A 17354-nucleotide genomic window follows, 5' to 3' on the forward strand; every position below is an offset into this window, starting at 1 on the left:
CGGTCTTTGGTGAAAGATCGGAGTTTTCTTTGTTTAAACTTACGCCTACACTCAATTTACCACCGGGGAGACCATAGAGTGAGCGAAAGCGAACAGGGTTCAACAAGCGGCGTCCGCCCTCCATCCATGCTGGATGCCCTGGTGCCTTGTATCGCACTGATCGTCTTTCTTGCCCTTTCCTATTATCTGTTCGGTGATGAGGCTTCGTCCGGTCCCAATCAGATCGCCCTTGCAGTCTGCGGTATGGTCGCCGCAGGCGTGGCCTACAAGAACGGATCGACGTGGTCCGCTGTCCGCGCCTCCGTCGTCGACGGTATCGCCGCGGGCTTACCCGCCATTCTCATCCTGATGGCGGTGGGCGCACTGATTGGCACATGGGCGCTCAGCGGCACGATCATATCCATGGTCTATTATGGGCTGAAACTGCTCAACCCCGATTATTTCTATGCCACGACTGCCATTGTTTGCGCTGCTGTCGCATTCAGCATCGGCAGTTCCTGGACTGTCGCAGGCACCATCGGCATCGGGCTGATGGGCGTGGCAGCCCATATGAATCTGTCGCCTGCCATTACGGCGGGGGCCGTCATTTCCGGCGCCTATTTCGGCGACAAGGCATCGCCGCTATCGGATACGGTCAATCTGGCGGCAGCGTCCGCCGGTTCGGAAATATTCGACCACATCAGGGAATCGCTCTGGGTGTCGATCCCGGCTTTGCTTCTGACGATTGTACTTTTTGGCCTTCTGGGTGAGCAGAACGATTTTGACGCCAGTTCTCTTCTGACGAAGATCGACAGCCAGATTCAGGTTTCGCTCTGGGCTTTCCTGCCGTTACTGCTGGTCTTCGTGCTGTCGGTGGCGCGGGTTTCACCCGTCGTGGCGATATTCGGCGGCGCTCTGGCCGGAGCGATCCAGGGCGTCATTATGGACCCGCAGCGCGTGATCACTTTTGCCAATGATGCCGCGCTGCCCAGCGCGCTTGCGCTTTTGAAAGGCGCATGGCTGGCGCTTGCCACCGGCTATACGAGTTCCGTTGGTGACCACGACATCGATATCATTCTCAGCCGTGGCGGTATGGCCAGCATGATGACGACCATCTGGCTTATCATCACCGCGCTCGCCTTCGGTGCGGTGATCGAACATGCAGGCATTCTCAATCGCCTGATCGGCCCGATGATCCGTCGTACCAAATCCGATGCCGGTCTGGTCACCACCGTTGCCGGGACCGCCGTGCTGACAAATGTGGTCACGTCCGATCAGTATATTTCAATTGCCCTGCCGGGACGCATGTTCAAACAGGCCTTTGCCAGCCGGGGCCTCGCACCAGCCCTCCTGTCCCGCGTGATCGGCGACAGCGCAACCGTGACCTCGCCACTGATACCGTGGAACAGCTGTGGTGCTTACATGGCGGCGGCACTTGGGGTCAGCACCACTGCCTATGCCGCCTTTTGCTTCTTCAACATCATCAACCTGCTGCTATCTATCGGCTTCACGCTGCTCGGTTGGCGCGTACTTCGAGTCACCCCCAAGACAGGCGTCTAGCTGACGATCCCTTTCCTGCGATAGAGCAGCCAAAGGAACCAGACACCGCCGACCAGCGAAGCGATGAGACCTGGCGACATTGGCCATGGATAGGCGATATTGCGCCCCAACCAGTCAGCGAAAATCAACATCAACGCGCCGACCAGCGCCGCTGCCGATAAACGAACCCCAATGGTGCGAAAGCCAAGCAGCGACACGAAATGCGGAACCATAAGCCCTATGAAGCTAATGGGGCCGACGGTCAGTGTTGCAGCAGTTGTCGCCACGCCTGCGACCAGCAGCAAAACCCCACGGCTTTGCGGCACCTTCAATCCGATGGCGCGGGTGGTGGTATCGCCAAGCGGGAATATTTCAAGCGGGCGTTTCAAAAGCATAGCCGCGAGGAAAACGACCAGCGCACAGACACAAACCAGAACAGCATCGCTGCTGCCGACATTGCCCATGGACCCGGAATACCAGTTCAAAAGCCCTGCCACACGCGGGTTGCCGCTGGCGAGAAGCAGGATCATCAGGGCGTGAAAGGCACTGCCAAGACCGACGCCCACCAGCAGAACCCGCTCCGGCTGAAACGCCATGCGTTTACCGATTAACGCAATCGCTGCCAGAACGACAAAAGCGCCAATGGTAGCAACGGCCAGTTTGGACATGCCACCGGCATTGGGCAGAAACAGCACCGCGACAGCCAGACCGACCCCAGCACCATAACCGATACCCAACAGATCGGGGCTCGCCATCGGGTTTCTCAATGTGCCCTGCAAGATCACGCCTGCTATGGCCAGACACACGCCAGCGCCGGCTGCCGCAAAGATGCGTGGTACGCGCCAGAGACTCGCTGCCATATCCGTCACATCTGGCAGGCTGAAAGCCCATCCTTGCGCGTTCTTCGCCACCAGAAATGACAAAGCCGCGCTCAAGACACATAGACCGCAAAGCAAGAGCAGCGCTCTCCCCGGCTGTTTGAGAGCGTTGGTTTCCGATGCCGCTTCCCCTATTTGCGGCGCACTGCCAAGCCGCACGCGCGTTGCGAGGATCACCAAGACGGGTCCGGTAAAGAGACCCGCAGCAGCGCCCGCCGGAATAGTGCCGACAATTGGCGTGATTGCCTGTAACAGCTGATCAACGCCCACGAGCAAAAGCGCACCCAGAATAGCCGACCAGGCCAGACGCCGCCCGTCATAGCCCGGCGCAAAGGAGCGTGCCAGATTGGGAGCAGCAAGCCCCACCATACCGATCAGTCCAAGGCTGCTGGTGACGATCGCAGCCATCGCCGCAGCCGCTGCCAGCAGGACCAGCCGCATGAAGGCCGGAGATACGCCGAGCCCCTTGGCCTGACCATCGCCCAGCGACAGAAGGTTGAGCGGTCGCTGCAATAGCAAAATCAGCACAGCCAATGGCAGCAGACGCGGCAGAAGATAGAGGAAGACCTCCCACCCACCCTGTTGCAGGGAGCCAGCATGCCACGTGAGAAGATTGATCAGATAATCGTGGTTAAACAGGACCAGCAGGCTGAAAACAGCGTTGCAGTAAAGCCCCACCATCAGCCCCGCCAGCACGACGGTTGTGGATGAGAACCGCCCTGCCGAAGCAACCAGCAGGGAAATACCGAGCGCCACGGCGGCTCCGCCAAGCGCGATGGGTTCGCTGCCGAAGGTCCACAGGCCGGGTGCAAAAACAAGCGCAAGAGCAAGGGCGATCTGCGCGCCGGATGCAACGCCAAGCAGGCCCGGCTCGGCCAGCGGATTGCGCAACACGGTCTGGAAAACGGCAGCGCCCAACCCCAGAACCCCACCCACCAGAAGCCCCACGGCAAGGCGTGGCAGAAAACTGTAAAAGCCGATCACATGGCGCGGATCGTCAAGATCGGGGGCCATGACAATGCGCAACCATTCAGCAGGCTTTGCAATGCTGAGAAAGCCCTGAGCGACAAGCAACAGAACCAGAACGAAGGCAATGATCAGCACGGGCCAGCGAAGCGAAAAACGCCGTTGCGCATGTTCCTGACCGGACGAAACAGAACCGATACGCATCACCGCAACCTCACGCCTTTTCCGGCATCTGCGTCAGAGCAGATGCGATCAGCCCCGACAGATGCACCGCAGACGCCATGCCGCCAAAGGGGTGAAACTGGTTCAGCCAGGCAACGCGTTTGTTGCGCACAGGGGCGAGCAATTTCCACATGGCGTTTTGTTGCAGCGAACGCTCCGTCTGAAGCCGTTGCGATGGAATATCAACCACCAGAAATGCGGCATCGGGGTTGTCCATCAGCCGGTCTAGACCGGCGCGCGCCATGCCGGTTCCATTGACCGGCCCCGTCCAGATATTGGCAAGGCCGAGCTTGCGCAGCACGGCATCCGGCAGCGTACCCGCGCCATACATGGTCATCTCGCGCCCGCCAATATCGGGCAGCATGATCCCGACAGGATGGTGATGCCCGGCAAGCTTTGCCCGCGCCTCGGCAAAGCGGTCCTCGGCCATTTGCGCAATCGCATCTGCGCCGGAACGCGGCACGCCGCACAATTCGGCCACGCGGTTGAGAATATCGACGGCAAGCTGATAGCGCTCAACATTGGGTGTGGTGATGCTTGGCACCAGCTCCACCCGTGCCACATCCGCAATGCGCGGTGTCATGACCATATTATAGTCGGTGGCGATGATAAAATCGGGCCGCAATTCCGCCAGCGCTTCAAGATTAATTTCCCAGAATGGCCCGACATCGGCAACAGTGTCAGGCAAGACCGGCGACGCCATGCGCTGACGGTAGAAACTTGTGTCAGAGAGACCCACCGGCACGATACCCAAAGACAGCATGGCTTCTGCCGCCGCCCAGTCTATCGACACAATGCGCGGCGCATCCGCTGCCCGTGCCGGATGCAGAAAGCCGGAAGGCCCCGCGCAAAGCGCGAGGCCCGATCCCGACAACAGGCCGAGTAATATCTGGCGACGGGTCAGCAAAGCACTCGCCTTAGAAACTGACCTTCACCCGGCCAATGACCGAGCGGCGGTCGCCTTCATAGCAGCTCACGGTATCTTCGCAGGTCGTGAAATACTTCTTGTCGAAGAGGTTCGTGGCATTGAGCTGGAAGGTCATGTCCTTGTATTTGTAGCTCACACCGGCATCGACCAGTGTGCGGCCGTCAACCTTGACGGTATTGGCCTTGTCACCATAGCTGGAGCCGACATAACGCACGCCGCTACCAAGGCTCAGCCCTTCCAAAGCGCCGCTATTGAATGTGTAGTTGAGCCACGCCGAGGCCTGATGTTCAGGCACCATTGTGGACTGCTTGCCGATATAGGCGGCAGCGTCTTCAGTGATTTCGGTATGGGTGTAGGTATAGGAGCCAATGAAGTCCCAGCCATAGGAAAGGTTGACCTTGCCTTCCAGCTCCAGACCGCGCGAATGGACTTCGCCGGTTGCCTGCGGGCCATCAATATAGCTGTAGGAAACCACATTCGACTTCACGATGTCGAACCATGCCATCGTGAACAGACCATCGAATTCCTTCGGCTGGTATTTGACGCCAGCTTCCCACTGACGCCCTTCCGACGGATCGAAGGTGTTGCCGCTATTGTCCGTACCGAGATTGGGAACGAAGGATTCCGAATAGCTGACATAGGGCGCGATGCCCCAAGGCGTGACATAGGTGATGCCGGCGCGACCGCTGAACTTGCCGATATTCTGATCCGTATCGCTGTCATCGAGACGGTTATGGTTGTCGAGATTCAGCCAGTCATAGCGACCACCGAGTGTCACGATCCAGCTATCGTTGAACTTGATCTGATCCTGCGCATAGATGCCGGTCTGACTGTATTTCTGGCGATAGCTTTGCGTCAGTGTCGTCGGCACGGCGATAGGAATACCGTAAGACGGGTTGAACGGATTGAGACTTGGCGCCGGATCGCGATATTGCGAGACGTCGGAGTCGGAATAGGAATAGTCGAGACCGAGCAGCGCTTCATGCGCGATATTGCCGGTTTCAAATTCGGCAACTGCCTGATTGTCTACGACAAAGCCGCTCATATTCTCGTCGAAACGACGCGCCTGACGGGTAATGCCCGTCGGTCCAAGACCAAGCGCCAGCACATTGTCGAGAAGGAAGCTCACCTGACCGTAACGCAGGTTCTGCTTCAGCGTCCAGGTGTCGTTCAGATGATGTTCGAACTCATAGCCGATGCTGCCCTGCTTCTGCACGCTTCTGTTGAAGTCGGGATCGCCGACCAGAATATTCGGGGAGTTCGGATAAAGATTGCTGATCGTGGCAGGCAAAACGCTGCCGCCGCTGTCATCACGCAACAGCTGGCCGGAAACAGTCAGCGACGTGTCGGCATCCGGCGCCCAGGTGAGCGACGGCGCGAACATGTAGCGGTCGTCCTGGACCTCGTCGCCATTGGAATATTCGAACTGCGTATCGCTTTTGCGCACCACGCCGATCATGCGATAAAGCAGCGTCTTGTCTTCATTCACCGGGCCCGTCAGATCGACGCCGAACTGCTTGCGGTTATAGCTGCCATATTCCACCGAAGCTTCGTGAAAGGCTTCGGCCTGCGGCTTCTTGGTGACGCGATTGACCAGGCCACCCGCATCACTCTGACCATAGAGCGACGATACCGGGCCGCGCAGCACTTCCAACGAATCCAGCTCATAGGGGTCGGTGCGGAAAAAGGTGTAACTGTTGGAAAGCTGGCGCAGACCATCCTGATAGGAACTGGTGGACTGGGCGTTGAAACCGCGCATCAGAATCCAGTCATAACCCTTCGGGTCCGGGCCATAGGTTTCAATCGTCACACCCGGCACATAGCGCAGGATTTCAGTCACGCTCTGCGCATTCTGGGTTTCGATCTGCTTGCGGCTGACCACCGAAACCGACTGTGGCACTTCAATCAATGGCGTATCGGTTTTGGTTGCGCCTCTGGAATTTTCGACCACGACGCTGCCAGACGTGTCGCCCGCGACTGCGCCTTGCAGGGTGATCGTGTCGAGAAGCAGCGAACCGTCCGCAGCCACAGCTCCCGCATCGCCTGCCTGCTGGGCGGAAATGGTCACGGTGTTGCCGCGAATGCGATAGGAGAGACCCGAGCCGGACAGGATGCTATTCAGCGCTTCCGAACGGGTGAGCGAGCCTTTCGCACCAGAGGAATTCTTGCCGCGCACGATATTGGCATCATAGAAAAGCTGGACGCCGGTATTGTTGGAATATTGCACCAGAGCCTTGGACAAAGGCTGTGCGGCAATATTGAAGGAAATGCGCTGCACCTGCTGCCCGGCACCGGCGGCCTGCGCCCAGACCGGGCTTGTCGCAAACGAAGCGACCAGCGCGCTTGCTGCCAGAAGATGCAAGGAGAGCTTCGATTTGAGAAGAAGAGCTGCGCGTCCCTGGCCAATCCCTGTCTGAATTCCGCTCGTCTTATCCACGCGCATGCTGCAATCCCCAATGTCTGACACCCCCGCCGACGGGCGGGAAACTCTGTTTCATGGCGGCCGCCAAGCAGCCCTCAGATGGTTAGACACCTCGCAAGCGCGAACTAATGATCGGTCTGGAAAATATTTTTGATAATTTTTGTCAGGTTAATGCCGCGTGACGACTGTTACCCAGCCGGAAGCGTTCATAACCTTAACGGGAAGGGTTTCAGCAATGGTGGCTAGCGCCGCTTCCGCATCGCGCGTGTCGAAGATCGCCGTCACCGGCATATTGCCTATTTCGGCGTCGGTCAGGAAAATCCTGCCCCGACGATAACGCTCGAGTTCCGTCAGCACACGGCGCAGCGGCACATCTTCGAAGATCACGCGGTCATTGCGCCATGCTTCGACGATCTGACTGTCGGAGCGGTGCGGCGCGGCAATCGCATCACCACCGAAAGTCAGTTGCCAGCCTTCGTCGAGCCGCACCGGCGCGGCATCGCCAAAGGCCACCGACACGGCATGTTCAACCACGGAAACCGTAACCTCATCCTCATCCAGCTTGACATCGAAGGCTGTGCCCAGCGCGGTGATGGTGCCGCCTTTGGCGGAAACTACAAAAGGACGCGCCGCATCGGCAGCAACCTGAAAAAAGCCCTGCCCCTGATGCAGCACCAGATCGCGGCGCTTGTCGGAAAAATCGACCGACAGCGCGGAATAGCTGCCAAGCTCCACCGTGCTGCCATCGGCAAGGGTAAAGCTGCGGCGCTCGCCAACATCGGTCTTGTAAGTTGCAAACAGGCCGGGGCGCGACAACATATAGACGCCCGGCGCCAGCACCAGCGCCGCAAGCCCGCCCAGAACGACCCCACGCCTGCTGACGCGGTTCGAGCCCTTGTACCTGTCATATTCGGGTTTTACCGCATCGAAACGCTGCCACAGGGCTTGCGCACGCTCATAAGCAACACGGTGCGCCGGATCAGATGCCATCCAGGCCGAAAACGCACGCCGGTCATCGGCGCTGACGGCGGTATCCTGCAAACGCACGAACCATTCCAGCGCCTTCATGAAAACCGGGTCGGTCTCGATATCCTTCATGCCTGCCCACAACTGCCTTGGCTCTTCCTATGCGGAGAGCCGTTTGTCGAGTTCGGCCAGAGCCGCCACAATCTGGGTTATAACCGTATTGCGCGAAATTCCCATACGCTCGGCCACTTCATCATAAGTCAGGCCTTCAATCCTGTTGAGGACGAAAGCCTCACGACGACGCGGCGGCAAGTCTGCGATGGCCTGCAAAAGACGGCGCAGCTCGCTGCGATAAAGCGCGGTCATTTCCGGCGAAGGCGTGCTGTCGGCATAACGCTCCGGCGCGTCGTCCTCAATCTCCACATCTGAGCGGCGGCGCGCATCGCGCAGGTGATTGAGCGCCAGATTGCGCGCGGCGCGTTTGACATAGGCCGCGCCCGGCGCGGCATCGGGAGAGCCATTGTCTGGCCGCGACAGCATGTTGAGAAAGGCCTGCTGGACGACATCTTCTGCGGTCGCCGTATTGCCGACGATACGCCGCACGAAAGCGCGCAGACCAACCTGCTCGCTCTCATAAAGTTCAGTCAGATCCCACAGCCGTGAGGTCATTCTACCGCGATCCCCGCAGACATATTGCTCTGCATCGGCAATAGCGATTTGGAAAATCTCACGCAATCACAGTGATTTAGAAGAATTCCAGCCAGCGCGATAAAATCATGTGTTAAATAGTCATGTTTTTACAAACAAAACATAGGCTTCCACTGATAAGCCAGCGCTCCATCAGGCGGCGAACAGGAGCTGGACAGCCAAGCTTTCCAAAGCGCATGTATCAAAAATACCACATTTTATAGGGAGCTACGGCGCGACAGAAGCGCGATGAAGCAGGCCCCACCCAGAAGCGAGGCGAACAGGCCGAGCGGCAGGTTGTAGGGAAAAGCCACCATTCGTGCGAGCCAGTCTGCACTGACCATCATCAAAGCACCGATCAGCATGGATGCTGTCAGGAAGCGCTTCGGCGTATGCAGGCCGAAATTGCGCGCCAGATGCGGAGCAATCAGCCCGACAAACGAGAGCGGCCCAACCATCATGGACGCGATGGCCGTCAGAAGCGCTGCAATCAGCACGATGACAAGACGCGGCAGAATGAGCGAAAGACCAAGACTCCGCATAGTCACCGAACCGAGCGGCAGAATATCGAGCCAGCGCGACAGAGTGAGCAGAAGGGCAAATCCCGCCGCCAATGCGATTGCCGCCAGCCAAAGTTGCATGGGCGTCGCCTGTGCGCCGGTGCCGCTTAACCAGCCAAGTAGAACAAAGGCCTGCGGGGAGCCGGTTGCGATGATGGCTGTCAGAATGGAGCTGACCATCGCACCAAGGCCGACACCGGCCAGAAGCAGCTTTTCAGCACCGAAGCCGCTGCGTGCCGCAACGGCCAGAATGAAGATCAGCGCCAGAACCGAGCCGATGGTCGCGCCGAGCCATTGCATGGACAGACCAGCAACCGGCAGCAGCAGAACCACCGCCAGACCGCCTCCCGCACCAAGGCCGACGCCCAGAATTTCGGGACTGGCGAGCGGATTGCCGGTCATGCGCTGGAGAATGGCCCCGGCCAGCGCCAGCATGCCGCCCGGCAACCCCGCTAGAGCGAGCCTTTGCAAGCGCCAGTCGAGAAGCGCATCGAACAGTTCACCACGGGCGAGAACAAAACCATCCTGCCCCCGGCCGAGAGTGAGCGTGATGGCAGCAGCAAGCAGAACAAGCAAAAGCAGAACGGCGAAGAAAATCCCCGCGCGCTTCAGGCGAACCGCGCTTTCCTCGCTCTTGCCCGACGGCCATTCAAACATGCGCAGACGCGGCAGCATCCACAGCAGCAAGGGGCCACCGAGCAGCGCGGTCGCAGCGCCCACCGGCAGGCGGTCGCCAGTGACAGTCTGCAACAGGCTGACACAGCCGTCAGTCAACCAGAGCAAAACCGCCCCAATAGCGGGCGCAACGATCAGCTTCGTTTTAAGACGCCGCGCGCCGGACAGCTGCGCCAGCGTGGGGGCGACCAGACCGACAAAGCCCAATATGCCGACCTCGGCGGTAATGCTGGCCGCCAGCCAGACGGCAATGGCAATCACCAGCAGGCGGCTTGCCGCCAGCGACAGGCCGAGACTGCGCGCATTGGCATTGTCGAGCGCCAGCAATGTCAGCGGTCGTAGCAGGAAGAAGGCAATCCCGCCGCCGATCAAAACCCGCAGGCCAAGAGAAATGCCCGGTCCCCAGCTCTGCTGTTCCAGCGAGCCGCCACCCCAGACAAACAGCGAGAAGACATATTCGCCATTGGCCAGAATGAGCGCCGTGCTTGCCGCCGTTGCGGTTAGCGACACGATCATGCCGCAGAGAATGACAGAAGCCGGTTCCAGCGAGCGTTTCCAGTTGAGCGCCAGCACGAGACTGACCGCCGCGAGCCCTCCCGCCAGAGCCAACCATTCGCGGAAGATCAGCGCTGCGGGCAGATAGAGCATGCCTGCTGTCATAGCGAGCTGCGCCCCGGCGGCAATGCCCAGCGTCGAGGGTTCGGCAAGAGGATTGCGCAACACCTGCTGCAACAGCAAACCCGAAAGCCCAAGACCGGCCCCGCAGATCAAGGCCATGGCATTGCGCGGCAGAACGGTGTCGAATGCGATGACCCGATGCAGCGCCAGTAATTCAGGCGAACTGGCAGGGGCATTCAACGCACGCGTGAACTCGAAGGCGGCCATAAGAGCCGCGACAAGTGCGAGCAGCCCCCAGAACAGAAGCGGCCTTATACCCGCAAATCGTTCCTCGATTGCTTGCGTCATAGGCGAGCCTCCCCGTTCTCTCCCCAATTCTGGAGAAGAAGCCGGGCAAAGCGGCGCGCCGCTGGCAATCCGCCGAAATGATCGAGCGGCGGCAGGAACAGAACGCGTTTTTCACGGATGGCGGGCAGCGCATTCCACAGGGAATTCTGCGGCAGGCGATAAAGGGTTTCTGGATCGGTCGGGCCGATGACCACGATGGATGCGTCCGGCGCTTCAGCCAACTGTTCCAGCCCCACCGGTGCTGCGGCTGAATAGCTTGTGTCCTGCGTCCATGCATTCTCGAAACCAAGCCGGACCAGCACATCACCAAACAGACTATCGCGACCGAATGCGCGAAAATGGCGAGCATCGCCCAGACTGATAATGAAGACCTTATGCCCGGAAGCCGATGCGAAATGCTGGCGCGCCTCGGCAATCTCGCGCGCGACTGTCGCAACATAGGCGCGAGCTTCCGCAGCCAGACCGAGCTTTTCGCCAAGGCTTAACGTCGCCTCTTCCAGCATCGCGTATGGCGGCTGACCGGCACTGTAGACAGTCGGCGCGAAAACCGGCGCAATGCGTTCAAGGGCTGCACGCTGATATTCATAGAAGTTGGACGCGACGATCAAATCCGGTTCGATCATGCGCAGCAGCTCAAGATTGGGCGCACCGCGCAGACCGAGATCGGTGACGCTCTCCGGCACTGCAGGTTCAAGCTGCATCTGCCGGTACTGTCGCAGTTCTGATGCTGCCGCTGGCACAGCGCCGATGGCCAGCGCGGTCTCCAGCATGGCCCAGTCGATCACGGCAAAACGCGTCGATGCCGCATAGGCCGAACGCAGTGCAGGCGCCACGAAAAGGGCGCCTGCAAATCCGAGAACCGTGCGACGGGTAACTGTCATGACGGAACGCGCGGCCAGAACCGGCGCATCACCACTTGGTGTGCACCTTGAGCAAAGCCTTCCTGCCTTCGCCATAACCGCAGACATAGACGCCCTGACATCCAGCGACATAATTCTTGTCGAACAGATTGGTCACGTTGAGATCGATGCCCCAATTATCCTTTTCGTAGCCGAGTTTCAAATCGGCAAGCGCAACGGCAGGCACCTTGAGCGTGTTCTGCTCGTCGGCATAGGACGAACCGACATAACGCACGCCGCCGCCGAGCGTCACGCCCTTGAGCGCGCCTTCAGGCACCTTGTATTCGACGAAGAGCGAAGCCTGCTGTTCCGGCAGAAGATAAGGACGCTTGCCGACCAGCGACTCGTCCGAGGCGTTTTCCTTGACCTTCAGATCATAGGCGGTCACGCTCGCCGTGACCTTCCAGTCGTCAGCAATATTGGCTTGCATTTCGAGTTCGAAACCGCGCGAATTGACCTTGCCAAGCTGTTCGCGGGCGAAGCTCGAGCCGGTCAGCGAGTTTTCCTTGGTCAGATCGAAGAAGGATGCGGTGATCAGACCATCAAAGAATTCCGGACGATATTTGACGCCCGCTTCGTACTGAACGCCGGTTTCCGGCTTGGCATAGCTGCCGTCATACAGGGTCTCGATGATCGGATTGAAGAAGGTCGCGGCGCTGACATAAGGCGTAATGCCGTTTTCAAATTCGTAGCCAAGACCCGCACGACCCGAAAAGCGGCCCGTGTCATATTCGAAGCTCGGCAGTCCCGAGGCTTCGGTCCAGACGTGATCATAGCGACCGTTCAGCGTCAGTATCCATCCATCGCCGAACTCCATGCGGTCCTGCGCATAGACGCCGAGCTGATTGCGACGCAGATCCTGATCGATATAGGGATCCCACATCGGGCCCTGAGCCTCGCCATAAACCGGGTTATAGGCGTCGATGATCGTCGCACCGCCGGTCTGCTGCATCTGGTCGATGCGGAAATAGCGGTACTCCGCGCCAAACAGCAGATTGTGGTCGATGGCACCGGTCGTCACCTTGCCTTCAAGCTGGTTGTCGGCCTGGAAGGTGTTCACCGTCGTATCGTGCTTGAAGTTGATGCGAGACAGATAAGGATTGCCCGCCGTCGGCTGAGCCAGATACCCGTCATAGCCATAGGGATAGAGGCTATGCTCCTTCACATGCGCAAAGCCGTAGCGGACGTTCTGGCGGATCGTCCAGTCATTGTCGAATGTGTGTTCGAACTCATAGCCGAGCGAAACCTGTTCGCGATCGTAGGAATCGACATCCGGATCGGTGAAGTTGGCCTTGCGCGAAATCTTGCCAAACTCGGTCGGCACTACAGTGCCGTAGTAAGGCAGAAAGCCGCCATCATGCGTCAGGTCGAGATGGGTATAGTTGGCCAGAATGGTCAGGCTGGTCGATTCATCCGGCTTGTATTCGATGCTCGGCGAGATGACGCCACGAAACTCCTTGGAGAAATCCGTGTAGTTATTGCCGCCCTGAATCTTGCCGTTGACGCGGTAATTGACCGTCTCCGTTGCCTTGTCGCCAATGTCGAAGCCCAGATAGCCATTGCCGTAGCTGTTGATCCCCGCTTCGAGATAGCGCAGCCGCTCACCCGTCGGGCGCTTGCTGATATAGTTCACGATGCCGCCCGGATTGGCGCCGCCGTAAAGGGCGGATGCCGGGCCGCGCAGAACGTCGATACGCTCGATCCCGAAACTGTCGATGAAGTAACCGCCGAAGCCGTAGCTGAAATTCTGCAATCCATCGAGATAGGTACCGTTGGCCGTCGCGTCGAAGCCGCGAATATAGAGCCAGTTCGTATCATTATCGACGCCGAAAGGCTGGGCCAGTACACCGGGCGTATAACGCAAGGCTTCGTCGATCTTCTGCGCGCCGAGCGCATCCATCTGATCGCGTCCGACAACCGATACGGATTGCGGAATCTTGTCGATTGCAACACTGTCTTTCGAACCTGTGGTCGTGGCACGTGGGACAAAGCCCTTGACCGGTCCAAGACCTTCGGCGCGCGTGGTGCCGCCATTGCCATCCGACTGGATGACAACCGTGTTCAGCTCGAGGGGTTTGGCGGCTTCCTGCGCAAATGCAGGAATAGCGGCAAGCGCGGTACCGCTTGCCAGCAGGACGAGAAGATTGTGCTTCATCGACGGCATATGATGTGACCCCTCAAAGGATAAAAACGCGAACCTTCACAGGCTCCCGCGACCCCGCAGACGGGCTCGTTAATATGAGTGCTTATATCAAGATTATACGGCAGGATTGTTCGTTCTTCCGCCAAATTGAACGATTTTCAGCTCATCTCAGCGCGTGGTAAAAAAGCAATCGAGACTGTTGCGATATTACAATTGCTGCTTCAGCCATGCTGCCGGTGTGGTGCCAGTCTGCTTCTTGAAAACACGAGTGAAATGGGCCTGATCGGAGAACCCGACCAGCGCCGCAATATGCGGCAGTGGCGTGTGCGCCTGAAGCAGCAACACTTGCGCCCGCGCAATGCGCCGCTCCATCTGCCAGCTATGCGGCGACACGCCCGTCGATGCCTTGAAGGCGCTACAGAAATAGGTTTCAGACAAGCCCGCCAGATCGGCCAGTTCCTGCAAGCGGATGATGCGCGCGTAATTATCCTCGATGAAATCAGTCACGCGCCGCAGACGCCATGGCGAAAGCTTGCTGGCGCCCGCTCGTGGCTGCGCTTCCGCCCCGAACAATTCCGCGACCAGCGCGTTGATCAGGCCTTCGCCATAGAGATCGTGCAACGGCGCATTGGACAGGCACTCTTCCGCCAGAAGCCCGCCGATCTGTTCGATTTTGGTATTCGAAAACAACAGGCGCGGACGCTCAATCGCAGCTCTGTCGAGCGCGCCGCCAAAGCGCTGCTGAAGCGTGTTGGTGTCCAGATGCAGATCGAGATGCTTGAGCTTGCCCGGTCTCGCACTCTCGCTCCAGATCGTCATGCCCGCCGGAATATAGCAGAGGCGTGACGGGTTTGCGCCTTGCGCGACCGCACGCCCTTTGCTGCCGGGACGGATATCCAACGCGCCCTGACTTTCGCAGACGAGAAACAGGCGCGGCGCTTGCGAAACATACTCGCCCCGCGCGCCGGGACCGCATTCGACAGACCACACGTCGGCAATCGCGCCGTTCCAGACGCGATAATGAAGATCGTCAAGTAAAGTGACGTCTTCGATCCGGCTTTTCATATGCGGATGGAAACCCAACTGATCTTTCCCAAGGCCACGATTGCGAGCATTTCCTGCAAATGCGAGAGCGCTTTGCGTTCTGGCATGCTCAAAATATGTATAACGCACTCATGTTTTTGTGGCAACTTTCGAAAAGCCGCGTTATTGCATGGCTTCCATCTGCCAAAAGGACAGAGATTGATGACTTCCAACTTGTTCGAACTTGAGAATGTCAGCTTTTCGGTTGCCGGGCGCACCTTGTTGCAGCCTTTGACCATGTCGATACCGGCAGGAAGCGTGACGGCTTTGATCGGACATAACGGTTCCGGCAAGTCGACGCTGCTCAAAATCCTGGCCCGGCAGCAACCCGCTTCGGGCGGCACAATCCATTTTGCCGGCAAGCGCCTCGACCAATGGGGTGATCGCGAATTTGCGCGCAAGCTTGCCTATCTGCCGCAGCAGACGGCATCTGCTTCGGGAATGCTGGTCAAGGAACTGGTCGCGCTGGGCCGCTATCCGTGGCACGGCGCATTGGGCCGCTTTGGCGAGACCGACCGGACCAAGGTGGAAGAGGCAATCGAGCTGACCGGGATCGCACCTTTTGCCGACCGGCTTGTCGATACGCTGTCCGGCGGCGAACGCCAGCGCGTCTGGCTGGCCATGCTGGTGGCGCAGGATGCACAGTGCCTGCTTCTCGACGAGCCGACATCGGCGCTCGACATTGCCCATCAGCTGGAAGTTCTGTCGCTGGTGCGCAAGCTGTCGCAGGAAAAAGAACTGAGCGTTTTCATCGTGCTGCACGATGTGAACATGGCCGCGCGCTTTTGCGATTCCATTTTCGCACTGCACAGCGGCCGCCTGATCGCCCAGTCGACACCTGAAGGCGTGATGGAGCCCAAGCGGCTACAAGAGATTTACGGCGTGCCGATGGAAGTCATGCGCCACGCCGCAACCGGGTATCTGATTGCCGCTCCTCTCTAGTCAGAGCGGCTGGCCTGCGAGGTAGCGTTCCAACGTCCTGGTCGTGCCATCCTGCCAGATTGCTTTCAGCGCTGAAGTGAACGCAGCGACATAGGCGGGATTGGCGGCAAGCGCGCCGAAAATATCATCCATTGCCAGCCACGCAGCCGGGTCAGCCTTGGCAAGCGCTGCCTGCTTGGTCAGGCGATCCCATGACGGATCATTCGGCTCGATCACCGCACCGCTGTCCGTCGTGCCATAGCAATAGCGGCACCAGAAAGCCGAGACCAGCGCAAGCCCGGTCACCGAATGTCCCTTCGCCACGCGGTCGGCAGCTGTAGGCAGGATGAATTTCGGCTGGCGGTTGGAGCCATCCAGACACAGGCGGCGGATGGTGTCGCCAATGCTTGGATTGGCAAAGCGCTTGTCGATCAGAACGCGATAGGCTTCCAGATCGGTATCCGGCACGGGTGGTATTTCCGGGATGATCTCATCCTTCGTCAGCTTTTCCAGATAGCGCCGGATCAGCGGATGCTCCATGGCCTCATGCACGAAATGAATGTCGAGCAAGCCGCCCGGATAGGCGATGGCCGCGTGGCCGCCATTCAGAATGCGGATTTTCATCAACTCATAAGCGGCGACCTGATCGGTGAAGGTAACGCCGACTTTTTCCAGAGCCGGGCGTCCGGTCGGGAAATTATCCTCCATCACCCATTGCTTGAAAACTTCGCAGAACACCGGCCAGCCGTCATCGACACCGAAATCCTTCGTGGCAATCTCGCGTTCGCGCGCGCCGGTGGCTGGCGTGATACGATCCACCATCGAATTCGGGAAAGCGACATTGGCGGAAATCCAGTCGGCGAAGGTCGGGTCGCTCAGCTTGGCGAGCCCCGTCACAGCATCTTCCGTCACATGGCCGTTGCCCGGAATGTTATCACAGGACATGACCGTGAAAGGCTGGACACCCGCCGCCTTGCGCAGTTTCAGCGCCTGAACGATCAGGCCGAAGACGGTTTTCGGGTGATCAGGATGCGCCGCATCCGCCACGATATCCGGATGGGCGGGATCGAAAGTCTGGCTGGCCGGGTCGATATAATAGCCGCCCTCGGTGATGGTCATCGCAACGATACGTGTGTCTGCTGACGTCAGATAAGCCATCAGGGCCTTGCGCCCTTCCTCGGTCGAAATGGTGACATAATCAACCATCGATGCGGTGATGCGCGCACCCGCATGATCGGCCTCCTGCTCGACAACAGTCGTCAGCCAGTCCTGCGCCTTGAGCGTATCGCGCATGGCATCGTCGCTCGCGCGCACGCCTGCACCCACCAGCGCCCAGTCATGCCCCTCGCCGGTCGCAAACAGATCGTCCAGATAGACAGCCTGATGCGCGCGGTGAAAATTGCCGACGCCAAAATGCACGATACCCGGCTTCAGCCCGGCTGGATCGTAGCCGGGCTTATGCACCTTATCGAAGCTTTGAAGCGTTGCGCGCGATAGCTTGGTCATGACGGTATCCTTTA

The 17354-nt window shown here is 59.0% G+C and carries 12 protein-coding genes; 2 read left to right on the top strand and 10 right to left on the bottom strand.

Features of this window, described 5'->3' with window-relative positions; translation table 11 throughout:
* The first annotated feature begins 78 nt into the window (after positions 1-78).
* On the top strand, positions 79-1539 hold the full coding sequence (locus FHW00_RS08440; RefSeq protein ID WP_210189477.1) for a Na+/H+ antiporter NhaC family protein: 1461 nt from the start codon (positions 79-81) through the stop codon (positions 1537-1539).
* Here the strand turns inward: FHW00_RS08440 and fhuB (FHW00_RS08445) are convergent.
* The 9 genes from fhuB (FHW00_RS08445) to FHW00_RS08485 form a co-directional block, all read right to left on the bottom strand.
* Entirely contained in the window at positions 1536-3566 is a 2031-nt protein-coding gene (gene fhuB, locus FHW00_RS08445) for a Fe(3+)-hydroxamate ABC transporter permease FhuB (RefSeq protein WP_078338366.1), read from the bottom strand. The two genes, FHW00_RS08440 and fhuB (FHW00_RS08445), sit on opposite strands and share 4 nt — an antisense overlap.
* Positions 3567-3576: 10 nt before the next feature.
* Positions 3577-4491 (bottom strand): ABC transporter substrate-binding protein, encoded by a 915-nt coding sequence (locus FHW00_RS08450; RefSeq protein ID WP_445557913.1) that lies wholly within the window; start codon positions 4489-4491, stop codon positions 3577-3579.
* A 10-nt stretch (positions 4492-4501) separates the two neighbouring features.
* Positions 4502-6955, bottom strand: a complete 2454-nt coding sequence (locus FHW00_RS08455; RefSeq protein ID WP_078338365.1) for a TonB-dependent siderophore receptor — start codon at positions 6953-6955, stop codon at positions 4502-4504.
* A 147-nt stretch (positions 6956-7102) separates the two neighbouring features.
* Positions 7103-8032: a FecR family protein gene (locus FHW00_RS08460; protein WP_078338364.1), complete on the bottom strand. Its 930-nt coding sequence runs from the start codon at positions 8030-8032 to the stop codon at positions 7103-7105.
* 27 nt (positions 8033-8059) lie between these two features.
* Entirely contained in the window at positions 8060-8569 is a 510-nt protein-coding gene (locus FHW00_RS08465; RefSeq protein WP_078338363.1) for an RNA polymerase sigma factor, read from the bottom strand.
* 236 nt (positions 8570-8805) lie between these two features.
* Positions 8806-10788 carry a Fe(3+)-hydroxamate ABC transporter permease FhuB gene (gene fhuB / locus FHW00_RS08470; RefSeq protein ID WP_078338362.1) on the bottom strand — a complete coding sequence of 661 codons (1983 nt, stop codon included), beginning with the start codon at positions 10786-10788 and terminating at the stop codon, positions 8806-8808.
* On the bottom strand, positions 10785-11669 hold the full coding sequence (locus FHW00_RS08475) for an ABC transporter substrate-binding protein (RefSeq protein WP_078338361.1): 885 nt from the start codon (positions 11667-11669) through the stop codon (positions 10785-10787). The genes fhuB (FHW00_RS08470) and FHW00_RS08475 overlap by 4 nt, the downstream gene beginning before the upstream one ends.
* Positions 11670-11697: 28 nt before the next feature.
* On the bottom strand, positions 11698-13851 hold the full coding sequence (locus FHW00_RS08480) for a TonB-dependent siderophore receptor (protein ID WP_078338360.1): 2154 nt from the start codon (positions 13849-13851) through the stop codon (positions 11698-11700).
* A gap of 186 nt (positions 13852-14037) precedes the next feature.
* Positions 14038-14913: a helix-turn-helix transcriptional regulator gene (locus FHW00_RS08485; protein WP_078338359.1), complete on the bottom strand. Its 876-nt coding sequence runs from the start codon at positions 14911-14913 to the stop codon at positions 14038-14040.
* A 162-nt stretch (positions 14914-15075) separates the two neighbouring features.
* Between FHW00_RS08485 and FHW00_RS08490 the strand changes: the two genes are divergently transcribed.
* Positions 15076-15855 (top strand): ATP-binding cassette domain-containing protein, encoded by a 780-nt coding sequence (locus FHW00_RS08490; RefSeq protein WP_113534355.1) that lies wholly within the window; start codon positions 15076-15078, stop codon positions 15853-15855.
* Here FHW00_RS08490 and FHW00_RS08495 read toward each other — a convergent pair whose 3' ends face one another.
* On the bottom strand, positions 15856-17340 hold the full coding sequence (locus FHW00_RS08495; protein WP_078338358.1) for a mannitol dehydrogenase family protein: 1485 nt from the start codon (positions 17338-17340) through the stop codon (positions 15856-15858). It lies immediately after the preceding gene.
* Positions 17341-17354 lie beyond the last annotated feature (14 nt).

Source organism: Ochrobactrum sp. P6BSIII, from assembly GCF_014138065.1.
In the GTDB taxonomy this organism is placed as follows: domain Bacteria; phylum Pseudomonadota; class Alphaproteobacteria; order Rhizobiales; family Rhizobiaceae; genus Brucella.

Excerpts from the sequence above, each read along its gene's own strand:
- fhuB (WP_078338362.1), bottom strand. The coding sequence starts at position 10,788 with ATGACGCAAGCAATCGAGGAACGATTTGCGGGTATAAGGCCGCTTCTG.
- FHW00_RS08475 (WP_078338361.1), bottom strand. The coding sequence starts at position 11,669 with ATGACAGTTACCCGTCGCACGGTTCTCGGATTTGCAGGCGCCCTTTTC.
- FHW00_RS08495 (WP_078338358.1), bottom strand. The coding sequence starts at position 17,340 with ATGACCAAGCTATCGCGCGCAACGCTTCAAAGCTTCGATAAGGTGCAT.
- FHW00_RS08465 (WP_078338363.1), bottom strand. The coding sequence starts at position 8,569 with ATGACCTCACGGCTGTGGGATCTGACTGAACTTTATGAGAGCGAGCAG.
- FHW00_RS08490 (WP_113534355.1), top strand. The coding sequence starts at position 15,076 with ATGACTTCCAACTTGTTCGAACTTGAGAATGTCAGCTTTTCGGTTGCC.
- FHW00_RS08480 (WP_078338360.1), bottom strand. The coding sequence starts at position 13,851 with ATGCCGTCGATGAAGCACAATCTTCTCGTCCTGCTGGCAAGCGGTACC.
- FHW00_RS08460 (WP_078338364.1), bottom strand. The coding sequence starts at position 8,032 with ATGAAGGATATCGAGACCGACCCGGTTTTCATGAAGGCGCTGGAATGG.
- FHW00_RS08455 (WP_078338365.1), bottom strand. The coding sequence starts at position 6,955 with ATGCGCGTGGATAAGACGAGCGGAATTCAGACAGGGATTGGCCAGGGA.
- fhuB (WP_078338366.1), bottom strand. The coding sequence starts at position 3,566 with ATGCGTATCGGTTCTGTTTCGTCCGGTCAGGAACATGCGCAACGGCGT.